General features: G+C 51.2%; 12 protein-coding genes. 6 read left to right on the top strand and 6 right to left on the bottom strand.

The features are described 5' to 3' along the window. Positions 1-28: 28 nt before the first annotated feature. Positions 29-436 carry an alcohol dehydrogenase catalytic domain-containing protein gene (locus tag HRU10_14025; GenBank protein ID NRA28349.1) on the bottom strand — a complete coding sequence of 136 codons (408 nt, stop codon included), beginning with the start codon at positions 434-436 and terminating at the stop codon, positions 29-31. An 18-nt stretch (positions 437-454) separates the two neighbouring features. After that, the gene (rpe, locus tag HRU10_14020; protein ID NRA28348.1) at positions 455-2,128 is read right to left on the bottom strand and encodes a ribulose-phosphate 3-epimerase; all 1,674 of its coding nucleotides are present in this window, start codon (positions 2,126-2,128) and stop codon (positions 455-457) included. A gap of 140 nt (positions 2,129-2,268) precedes the next feature. Here rpe and HRU10_14015 point away from each other — a divergent pair, with 140 nt between their 5' ends. Beyond that, on the top strand, positions 2,269-3,054 hold the full coding sequence (locus HRU10_14015) for a DeoR/GlpR transcriptional regulator (GenBank protein ID NRA28347.1): 786 nt from the start codon (positions 2,269-2,271) through the stop codon (positions 3,052-3,054). Positions 3,055-3,142: 88 nt separating this feature from the next. On the opposite strand, the gene HRU10_14010 is transcribed toward HRU10_14015, so the two are convergent. Beyond that, positions 3,143-3,601, bottom strand: coding sequence for a hypothetical protein (locus HRU10_14010; GenBank protein NRA28346.1), 459 nt, complete (start codon positions 3,599-3,601; stop codon positions 3,143-3,145). A 146-nt stretch (positions 3,602-3,747) separates the two neighbouring features. Between HRU10_14010 and HRU10_14005 the strand changes: the two genes are divergently transcribed. Further along, the gene (locus HRU10_14005; protein NRA28345.1) at positions 3,748-4,671 is read left to right on the top strand and encodes a glycosyltransferase family 2 protein; all 924 of its coding nucleotides are present in this window, start codon (positions 3,748-3,750) and stop codon (positions 4,669-4,671) included. Then, the gene (locus HRU10_14000) at positions 4,671-5,150 is read left to right on the top strand and encodes a hypothetical protein (protein NRA28344.1); all 480 of its coding nucleotides are present in this window, start codon (positions 4,671-4,673) and stop codon (positions 5,148-5,150) included. Before HRU10_14005 ends, HRU10_14000 begins: the two co-directional genes overlap by 1 nt. Before the next feature lie 46 nt (positions 5,151-5,196). On the opposite strand, the gene HRU10_13995 is transcribed toward HRU10_14000, so the two are convergent. Beyond that, positions 5,197-5,985, bottom strand: a complete 789-nt coding sequence (locus HRU10_13995) for a helix-turn-helix transcriptional regulator (protein ID NRA28343.1) — start codon at positions 5,983-5,985, stop codon at positions 5,197-5,199. A gap of 90 nt (positions 5,986-6,075) precedes the next feature. Here HRU10_13995 and HRU10_13990 point away from each other — a divergent pair, with 90 nt between their 5' ends. Further along, complete coding sequence (locus tag HRU10_13990; GenBank protein ID NRA28342.1) at positions 6,076-8,253, top strand: alpha-glucosidase/alpha-galactosidase; 2,178 nt, start codon at positions 6,076-6,078, stop codon at positions 8,251-8,253. A 93-nt stretch (positions 8,254-8,346) separates the two neighbouring features. Beyond that, on the top strand, positions 8,347-9,588 hold the full coding sequence (locus tag HRU10_13985; GenBank protein ID NRA28341.1) for a mechanosensitive ion channel: 1,242 nt from the start codon (positions 8,347-8,349) through the stop codon (positions 9,586-9,588). Positions 9,589-9,773: 185 nt separating this feature from the next. Here HRU10_13985 and HRU10_13980 read toward each other — a convergent pair whose 3' ends face one another. Next, positions 9,774-10,349, bottom strand: coding sequence for a hypothetical protein (locus HRU10_13980; protein ID NRA28340.1), 576 nt, complete (start codon positions 10,347-10,349; stop codon positions 9,774-9,776). Continuing rightward, complete coding sequence (locus tag HRU10_13975; protein NRA28339.1) at positions 10,325-10,870, bottom strand: MOSC domain-containing protein; 546 nt, start codon at positions 10,868-10,870, stop codon at positions 10,325-10,327. Before HRU10_13975 ends, HRU10_13980 begins: the two co-directional genes overlap by 25 nt. A gap of 58 nt (positions 10,871-10,928) precedes the next feature. Here HRU10_13975 and HRU10_13970 point away from each other — a divergent pair, with 58 nt between their 5' ends. Then, complete coding sequence (locus tag HRU10_13970) at positions 10,929-11,114, top strand: hypothetical protein (protein ID NRA28338.1); 186 nt, start codon at positions 10,929-10,931, stop codon at positions 11,112-11,114. Positions 11,115-11,161 lie beyond the last annotated feature (47 nt).

The raw sequence follows: 11,161 nt of genomic DNA, 5'->3' as shown, positions 1-11,161 counted from the left end.
ATTTCATATTAGTGAACGCTTGTACACCTTAAAGTGGTGTTTCTGCAAAAAAACTCCCCGTTCCTTCAATTGCACCCCCATCACTACGTGATCCAAGATAATCGTAACCATCCGACTGGGCATACTCTCCTTTTTCCGAAGCCGGATGATCCTCGCGCCAGATGAGAGGAAATACCGCTACGCGATCCCCGACCGCCCAGCCATCCACACCTTCACCCACTGCTTCGATCGTGCCTGCAAATTCATGGCCACAGACTGTCGGAAAACTGTAAGTACCCTTCACAAAGCTACGCGGAATGTCCGAGCCGCACACCCCACAAAATCCGATGCGGACACGCACCTTACCAGCGGTCAGTGCAGGCACCGGGACATTTTCAAATCGAAGATCGGAGACACCGTGTAAGACGATGGCTTCCATGTTCTGCTGTTTACTCATAGAAGGTTTGAAAAATGATTAAACGACGGCGGGCTCGGCATTTTGGCTCAGACCCTCGGCAATCGCGGCATGCGTCCGCTCGAGGTTTTCTGACCAACTTGCGGCTGAGTTGAATATACTGCTCGTACCGGCAACGAGATTCGTTCCGCCCGCCGCTACCATGGCTGGGATATTGGCGAAACTGACATTTCCATCGACCTGGATCGGCATTTCGCGGTAACCGCGATCATCCAGTAACTTGCGGCAATCAGCAATCTTGCGGATCGACGCGGGAGTCATTTGCTGCCCGGCGAAGCCCGGATTCACCGTCATCACCAGCACGTAGTCCAAGCGATCAAGCACATACTCTATGGCCTCAAGGGGCGTTCCTGGGTTAATAGCCACGCCAGCCTTTGCTCCGATCTCACGTATCTGCGTCAGGGTGCGGTCGAGGTGCGTGCAAGCCTCTGCATGAACTGAGATTTGCGAGACGCCTGTCTCCTTCAAAAGGTCGATGAAGAAATCGGGATCGTCGACCATAAGATGAATATCCAAAGGCAGGCTGGTCTTATCTGCCAATGCATCGACGACACCGAGCCCCATGGTGAGGTTGGGGACAAAGGAGCCATCCATGATATCCATGTGAAGCATATCGACACCCAGTGCTTCGACACGGCGCAGGGCACTCTCAAAGTTGAGAGGGTCTACACACATCATGGAGGGCGCGATCTCGACTCGATTGGCGTTCTGAGGTCGACTCACTTCTACAACCGGCGCGGCAGAAGAACTCTCCTCCGATTTCGGTAAAAAAGCGTCCTTGAGATAACGTATGGACTGGCGAAGCTGATCCTCAAGCTGGCAGTCTGAATAGTCGCGACCCAATTTTGGACCCCCGATCTCGAGATAAGCGGTCATTTCATCGACGGGACATTGATCCGCCTTAGACAGCAAAATATCGCGAAAAACGCCCACATCAACGATCCCATTTTCCAGATTCATTGGCTCAAACCCAAAGGTGGAGCCGAAGACCGTGTCCGTATTCTTAAGATGGACCTCGTACATCCACGGAAGGGTAGCTTCGAACAGTTCGATATGGCTAAATCCACGCTCACCTTGCTGGTCCACATAACCATGGGAAATATCTGAACAATAGCCCACCTTGGAGGTGCTAGACGCATGAGCATGGTGATAATCAGTCAAGATTTCACCCATGTGTGCGATCTCCGAAGGAATAGTTGGCGGCTCGGCGAGGCACGACATGGGTTCAATCGTAAGCCACTCAATGCCGCGATCACGTGCAAAGTGCATCAGCTCCTTCATGTGTCCTAGGTAGCGCTCAATGCCTGCCTCTTTGAGTCCCATTAGATCGCGAGGTAAGGCACCTGGATTCGATCCAACCGCACGTGCTCCCAGGAGAGCACCAATCTCGATAAAGCGCTCATAGTTTCGCCGCGCTACAGGCACCCATTCAGGGTCTTCACGGAAAAAGCCGCCCAGTTCGCGGTGCGCGGTGAATAAGCTATCAATGCGCACTCCATGGTCGGCCGCCTGTTTGCGCAGTTTAGCGAAGTAGCTGTCGTCAAGGTGGTAAATTTCAAAAAATGATCCGAGTTGGAGTTCTGTGACTCCTTCTTCTGCCATCAGGCGAAACAGCCAAGGAAAGGAATACCGGTAGTTTACAGGATCAGACTTGATACCAAGATTTAGCTTCATGGTCAAAAAATGATTATTTTATGATCATTTTTCAATATTTTATTTATCATTTTATAATCACTAAGAGAGAAGATTTGCCATATATTCAATCAGTTCGACCCATATTTGTCCGATACGTATGGGAATTTATATTTACCAACATGAAGACTAACCACCGTAACCAGCGCATCCTCCAGATTCTCGATCAAACTGGGGAACTCAGCGTCGATGAGGCTTGTGCACACTTCGGCATATCACCCGCCACCGCTCGCCGCGCTTTTACACAGCTTGTGGAAGAAGGGCGTGCACAAAAGACCTGGGGCGGCATCCAGAAAGACGAGGAGACGTTCAAAAATCCTGGCCTATTCACGCCTACGAGCTGGCGTTTTGACACGCATCGGCTCGAAAAGATTGCCATCGCCAATGAGGCCAACGAGCGAATCAGCGACGGAATGATCGTGTTTATGGATGGAGGCACGACGACCTATCACCTGGGTGTCCTCTTGGCACGACGACCCGTCCGCATTGTCACCAACTCACTCCTGATTGCATCAGAGATCGATCGCCTGCGCCCAGATTCAAACGGGGCCGAGGTATTTATGACCGGAGGATATCTTTACCCGCGGAGCGCCCAATTGGTAGGGCCCGAAGCTGTAGCTTCGATTCATCGTTTCCGCGCGACAATCGCTTTCCTTTCTGTCGGGGGCATTCTTGAGGATGGCGCTTACAACAACAACGACCTGGTGGTAGAGATCGAACGCAGCATGATGGTCAATGCCGATCAGACCTATCTTTTGGCAGATTCATCGAAATTTGGGCAGAGAGAGATGGTCCGGGAGTGCACATGGGACGAGTGCGACGGAGTGATTACAAACAAGGCTAACTTAGGCACTCAACCACCGGATAATAAACTTATCATCGCACGGAATAATACCCCGGCTGGCTAAGGCTCAGTAGGCCAGCTGACTCTTAGGGCCTGGCTTCGTGCCAGGCCGCTGCTAGAAGTATCTAGGAATCATATTCCCGGCAAAGTCCCTAGAACGCCCCGAACGGAGGACGCGAAGTAAATGGATTCCGCGAGTGAGTTCCGGCAGCGATCATTTGCTCGACCTGCTGGAGCGCCAGAAGGTTTATCAAGTCCATGACGGCATGCTCAAGTGACCGGCGAAAAACTCCCTCAGGTGCGGATTTGATGACCGAGCAAATACCCATGCGGCAAATCGCATTGTAAGCCGGATGGTGCTCGTCCATGATCGCGATCACTGGGAAACGATGTCCGACCTCATCAGAAATAATTTCACGAAAGCTTTGTCCACTGATTCCATCAGCATCAGCAATGACAATTGCATTATTGGGAATGCCACCGCACAGACAACGCGCACCGTGTCCGATACGCTTAACGTGTGCTTGGACGCCAAAAAGCTTCCTAAGTGTATTCGTCACAGACCCGTAAAGCTCTGGATGTCTCGAAATGAGGACAAATTCGTGTTTCATACTGGCAGTGTTTGTTTCGCAGGTTCTGTCAAATAGTAGCCCTGCCCATAGCTGTCCTTAATACTCACCCATATTTTCACAGAAGTTTAAATAATGCTCTGTGACTTCATCTATGCATCCCTCAGGCGATTTGTAGACCTGAACCGATGCGTTTTTCCCAACAAGATCACAGTAGTATCCAGTCACTGCCACCCGAAATCGAGGTATTGAAACATATCAGTGTCGTGGTGCTCTCACTTAACAGACTACAGGACCTTGAGCTCACGATCCAAACCCTACGATCGCCCGGCGACTGTTGGAAGGAAATCATTGTTTGTGACAATGGCTCGACCGATGGGACTCAGGCTTGGCTTCGCAATAATCACCCCAGTATCAAACTGATAGAAACGTCGGACAACCAGGGCATATCGGGCCTCAACAAAGGATATGCAGCAGCACAAGGGGAATGGATACTCACTTTAGATGATGACAGCGCGCCACGCCTAGAAACTTGGGACGGGCTCGCCCGGATCATTCTGAGTGGAGTCGAAGCAGATTCGATCTCTCTTTCGGTCGTTCGTAATACACGAGTGCAAATGCGTGTCACTAAAAGCTCATCGCTTTGTGAAGCCGGAACCTTTCACCATGCCGGCTCATTGTTGCGCACAGAGACGGTCCAGCGCATTGGCGGGTTAGATCCAGAACTCTTTTTCTGGGGAGCAGAGCTACACTGGTCTGCACGGGCTATTGCCCACGGGTGTAACCTCTTACACTGCCCAGACGCACAGGTGGCCCATCTTTCCTCGCAAACCAACCGAATAGACCAACGCCACGCCTTCTATCATTGCCGTAATTTATTACTTCTAGCACTGCGCTTTGCTCCAGAAGAGTCTTGGAAACACCTTGTTAAGCAACGTGTTCGGGATATCCTCGTCTACACAATACTTCAGCGCACCACCCTATACCTACGCGCCATGAATGAGGCGAAAAAACTCTGGCACGCACACCCTGAGAAAGTCTTCAGACTTAAGGAAAAACAGTTCGCACAATTATCCATCGACTGGATGGCGCCTTTCTCCTTCCTCGACTGATGAGCAAGACCGTCTCTACACTTATTGTCCGTTGCGTCGCAGTCGAAAAGCTCGATGCCGTTATCGACGCCTGTCGCGCAGCATGGCCCCTGGACCAAATTGCTGTATTGACGGACGGCCGCTGCCACGCCGAGATCGCCGAAGACCTTCGCATCGACGAGGCAATCCATGCCACAGAACTCGACGATTACGGATTCCAGAAAATCTCGTCTACCAGTCGCAGGTTTCAACGCGTGATCATCCCTATGGGCAATGCTTCAGGTGTAGGCTATGCAAACGTGTTCCGCTATCTAAGTTGGGTGCGCTCAAAGGAATGGCTACTGGCACCTCGATGCACCGAACTCAAACCCATCCAGCGTAAGTTCTTAACCGGAATCATACGCAGAGAAAGAGGGGTTCAAACCATCGCTACTCCTCTGGCTTCATGCATGTCGCGACTGCTATTTAGTAAGACTCCAGACGCTTCATTTAGGCTCTAACTAGCTAGTGTTACTCCAATTCTGAGAGCTGTCACTTATCCAGTCACTACATCTTCTTACGCCATGAAATCGGAGTTTCTCCGGTTGATTCTCTAAACATCCGGCAGAAGGCACTGGCACTTCCAAGACCGATCTCCTCGGCGACCTTATCCAATGTGAAGTCCGTATTCTCCAACAGATAGCGTGCTGTGCCTATCCGCTCATGGCGCAAGAATCTCCCGGGTGTCACACCATGACGTTCGCGGAATGAACGGATGAAATGCTCGCGACTCATTCCGAAATGATGCGCCACCTCCTTCACATTTACATAGCTACGGTGATGGTCCATGAGGTAATCACGAGCAGTATCCATTGAAGATCGCTGTTTCCTAGCAGTGTTGAGCTCCTGCATCATTACCATCGAAAGGCGGTAGAGAACCGCACTCTCGTGGTAGCGGTCCTCAAAGCCTCTTGAGTCAAACAAATCACACACTGCATAGATCTGCTCTGCTGAACGGCTCTCAATACCCATCTCCAAAAGAGGACCATGCTGCTCATGCAAGGATCGAAACAAGTCGTCTCCCCCCATTATATTTATCCAACAAAACTTCCAGGCTTGGGTGGCATCATTGGGGTAGAAGTATTGGGTGTCTTCAGTTGCAAACATCAGAAGAGCACTCCCTGGAGCCGTATCGTATACCTTATCCCGACTCTGCATACGCCCACGTCCAGATAGGGTTAACTTTATAATCGTCGAAAATTCTCTCCGGTTGCGAAGGTTCCAGTAATATCGCGATGTGTGATCTACAATCTGAAGTTTAGAGAGTGAGCCGACACTCATCAAATCCACGCCCATATCACTTTGTGTAAATTTATTCTCACACAAAGGCTATATAAAAATCGAAGCAGAAATGATAATATTGCCAGAAATTCAACCCCAAGACCCATGACAAAGATCACACTCATTGGCGCTGGAAGCGTCGTCTTTGCAAAGAACCTCATCGGAGATATTCTTCAGCACCCGGCTCTCGAAAACGTCCACATTGCGCTCATGGACATCGACGCGCGACGCCTCAAAGTGGCCAAAACCGTTGCTGACAAAATAGCGAGCCAACTGAAGGTCCCTGCCACTATCTCAGCAACGCTCGACCTCGAAGAAGCCTGCCGTGGCGCAAAATACGCAGTGACTACAATCCAAGTCGGTGGCTATCGTCCCTCGACCGTAGTCGACTTCGAAATTCCAAAGAAATACGGCTTAAAACAGACCATCGCCGACACCCTAGGCGTGGGCGGCGTATTTCGCTCATTGCGCACGATACCTCCGCTCATCAACGTCGCAAAAACGCTCCAAAACGTAGGCGCAGCAGACCCACTGCTTCTCAATTACAGCAACCCGATGGCCATGAACATGTGGGCGATCGATCGTGCTACTGGTATTGATAGCGTCGGGCTCTGCCATTCCGTTCAGGGAACATCGAGACAAATCAGCAAACACTGTGGGCTCGATTACGACGATGTCACCTATAAGGTAGCAGGCATCAATCACATGGCCTTCTTCCTCGATTTCAAATATCGAGGACAAGATGCCTACCCACTCTTGTTCAAAGCGCTGGAAGACCCGAAAACATTCTCCATGAACAAGGTCCGTTTTGAGATGATGCGTCGTCTCGGTTACTTCGTCACCCAATCTTCGGAGCACCAAGCCGAATACAATCCTTACTTTATCCATCACGGTGATGAGATGATAGAAAAGTTCGACATCCCGATCGATGAGTACATTCGCCGCTGCGAGTCGATAATAGCCACCTGGGAAAAGACCGAGGCGCGGATGGTAAACCCAAATGCCAAGGTTGAGATTAAAAAGTCCTTGGAATACGGATCCGAGATCATCAACTCCTGCGAGACAGGGGAACTCTCCGTCATCTATGGCAATGTCCCGAACACACGCCTAATCACCAACCTCCCAGAGGGTTGCTGTGTCGAGGTGCCTTGTCTCGTCGACAAACAAGGTATCCAACCCACACACATTGGCGACCTTCCACCCCAGCTCGCAGCCATCTGCCAAACAAACATCAACGTCCAAGCTCTGACGGTTGAAGCCGCATTAACCGGTAAACGTGAGCATATTTATCATGCTGTCATGTCCGATCCCCACACAGCGGCCACCCTCACTCTCGACCAGATCTGGAAAATGTGTGATGAAATGATTGAGCAACACCAGAAGGATGGTGTTCTCGGCGAATTTTCTCCGACACGCCACAACACAGGCCGCTCAGTCGACTCTTTGAAACGCGTCGTCGCGAAAATCGAATCCCGAAAGGCGATTGATCTGGCTGATCATGACTCTGTCGAACTCGTGCTGGTAGCCGAAAACGAAACACAGGCGCCATTTGACAGCGAGATACAGATCATGACTTGCACGGGCTACAGTATTGAAAACGAAGGAAAAATGAGACTCAGCCTTGGGATAGACGAGCGAATCGAGATTCCATTGAAAGTCCAACGCACATCTGGAAACGAGGATGGCCTAGAAGTGTGGATCGAGCATAATCGTATAGACTGTGTCTGCATTGCATTAAGGGTCCCGCACCGCCAACGTATCGAACTCAATGAGCTCAACAAGGAAGCTAAAATCGAAGTCTTGTTCAGCAGCGATGTTGTCGCTACCGGATTAGCCAAACCCACTCAATCGGGGTGGACCTTCCAGTTTCGTGTGTCAGATACCGATATCCAGGTAGACAAGGAACGTCCATGGAAAGGCAGTTTGCTGAAGATCCTAGTCGCCTCGGAAGATGAGACCGACAAGTTTGGAAAGCAGATCCTCGTGCTTCCGGACCCAGAAAACCCTGTCATCCGTGACCGTGAATATAACGATTTGACAGGAAAAATAGACCTGGAACTTGATGTAGACAAAGGTGGTTACGACATCAGACTCGATATCCCTCAATCCCTACTGCCGGTCGAAAAAGGACAGCCCTTGCTTCTAGATATCGTAACCATCGTAACCGCGCTTGGAGATGTCCACGGCAAAACTCAGTCTAGCTGGCAAAATTCGGGAGGACTGAGTGCAGGCATTGATCACTTCGCCATTGTGATCCCCGAGGCCATACCCTCGAACGCTTAGTGTCGGGTAGCAATGGGTAGACTGACAAGAAATAGATGCAACTCCGCGTCCCTTAGACCTTGAAGAAATCTCAGATTCGTCACCATAGGGCTCATGGTCACTTTTCTTCAGGAGATATTTGTTAACCTCAAAGCCAGCCCCACCTTTGCTGCGGTGCTTGCACAGGTCTTATCCGTCATTCTTGCACTGCTGTTGGCCTATGCCGCCAACTACCTCGCCAAGCGCCTCATCAATCAATACCTGACGGCCTTTGCCAAGAAGACCAAAAACCAATGGGACGACCTGCTCCTCGAAAAGCGGGTCATCACGCGACTGTCCCACATCGTGCCCATGGTGGTCATCACCCTGTCGGCCCCGCTGATCTTTCCGGAAGACAGTGTTATCCTCGGAGTCGTCGAGACCCTTGCGTCGGTTTACCTGATCGTCGTCGTGCTCGCCGTCATCGATGCCGTGTTAAACGTCGCCGTTGTCGCATACAGCAGGATCAGCCAGACGCGAAAAATCCCAGTCAAAGGCTTCGTCCAGGCCATCAAACTCGTTGTATTCTGCGTTGGCCTGATCTTCATTGTTTCCTCCATCATAGGAAAATCCCCCGCCGTCTTGGTCACAGGTCTCGGTGCCATGACCGCGGTGCTTTTGTTGGTGTTTCGCGATCCGATCATGGGCCTCGTCGCCGGAATCCAGCTATCGGTCAATAATATGGTGAGCACCGGGGATTGGATCGAAATGCCACAAAAGGGGGCCGATGGTGACGTCATCGACGTCAGCCTGACCACCGTCAAGGTGCAGAACTGGGATAAGACCATTACATCGATCCCCACCTATGCACTCATATCCGAGTCGTTCAAAAACTGGCGCGGCATGAAGGAAATCGGAGGCCGCCGCATCAAGCGACGCCTCCACATCGACATGAATTCAGTCAAGTTTTTAAGCGAGCAAGAGATCGAAGGTTTCAAACGCTTCAGCCCCATAAAAGACTACCTCGAAGCCAAACTTGAGGACATCCGCCAGCATCATGAATCCCTGGGCGCCGACCTAAAGGGGCCCCGTGCCAACCTGCGCAGTTTGACCAACGTCGGGACTTTCCGCGCCTACTGTGTCGCTTGGCTCAAGTCTAAGCCCGAGATCCATCCCGACCTCACCTTCCTCATCCGCCAACTTCAGCCCACAGGTGAAGGCCTACCCATAGAGATCTATCTTTTCACCAAGACAACCGTCTGGGCCGAATACGAAGCGATCCAAGCCGACATCTTCGACCACCTCATCGCCGTCATGCCAGAGTTTGGCCTAAAAGTCTTCCAAAGCCCCACCGGCCAGGACTTTCAGAGACTGTAGGCTAGGGCATTCTGGATTTGAATTGGCTCACAGCAATCAAACTACTCCTTCGGCGGCGACGAAGCGCCGCCCTCCAGCGCCTTTTATGATTGGAGAGGCACGCTTAGACGTGACCCATAGCCCGAGCAAAATCAGACGTCTAAAGAACTGTTTTCCTCATTTAACTCCCACACGAAGAATCCAATTCAACTTTCCGCGCTATTCTGCGTATTCCGCGGCTTTGCATTGCGCATCCGGATGATTGAGAACTGAACGTTCGCTTTGATAACCGCATCATGCAACGGCCAAAGAGAAGGGACTATCCGGAGCTCGACATCCCGTTTAACCAGCTCGAACAGCGGCACTTCAAGACGGAGGCAATCAATAGGCACCACTGCTTCTCTTGAAATTAAATTGCCCGCTCCAGCGTCCAAGTGCTCAAAATTGCCAGCCTCAAAGGTGTAGATCCACAGCGCCTCCGTGAGCGCCCGCTCAAGCCATATATCCTCGATCGCAATAAGTCTTTTGGCTTGAGGAAAAGGCCCGCCCAGAAGAGATAGATCTTCTTCGGAAGTGGTGGAATTCGGATAAAAAGTCACCCGCGGGCAATCCCTTGGCAGCAGATAATTCACGAGATTTGCATCATCAATGGCCCAGACGCACGGCTCGTCTACGCCTGCGACCACACTCGGTGGGTCGCGCGGTTCAAAGCGCTCGATTCCTTCCTCACTACTCACATGATATAGCAATGCCATTTCTAAACCCGCTCCAAGGGTAGCCACTCGCCTTCTGGATAAGTTATACGGATCTCATCGCCCAGTCGAATCACCCCGCTTCGATGCACGACTGTCATAACACCCGACTTCCGCTCCAAAGTGCCGTCATCTCGTTTTTTAAGAACTTGGCCGAGCAACCCAGGCATGAAATTTTCGATTTGTTGGCAGGGATTGCGCAGCCCGGTGACCTCCAGCTCCACGTCATTTCCGATCGATAAGATACTATGCCTCGGGAGGTCTAAGAGCGGCACGGCTTCCGTGAGTATATTTTCTCCCAAATCGCCCGGTTTGACCACGAATCCCGAGGCTGCGAGCTCCTCCAACAGTTCACTGTGAATCAAATGAACTTGTCGGAGATTGGGTTGAGTCGGGTCTGCTCTCACGCGTGAGCGATGCTTTACTGTCTCACCGGCATGAGCATCGCCCTCAATCCCAAGGCCCTCCACCACCGTAACCGCTTCACAAAGCTGCTTGCTGAATCCATGCTCCGCTGAAACGCTGAGCGAGATCACTTTTCCTGCATGCATAGGTTATTATCCATAGTACCTTTCCCTAGAAATAACAGAGACCTATTCAATCATCACTATGCCAAACTGGGAACGATTGCCGATTTTTGAAAAGCGCTTGCGTGCGATTATTGGACCTGACCATTTTGATGCCGCCTGGGAGGGGTTTTCGGCAGAACGCTCAGTGTGCATTCGCATTAACACCCTGAAAACCACCATCGAAGCCGCTGATACCTTTCACAGCCATCCCATAGGGATGCGCTAAAAAATTAAAAAGTGGTTGGCTCTGGCGGACTTCCGATCAAGGAAGTC

This window comes from Opitutales bacterium (genome assembly GCA_013215165.1).
Classification (GTDB): domain Bacteria; phylum Verrucomicrobiota; class Verrucomicrobiia; order Opitutales; family JABSRG01; genus JABSRG01.
This window is presented reverse-complemented; position numbering and strand designations above follow the sequence as displayed.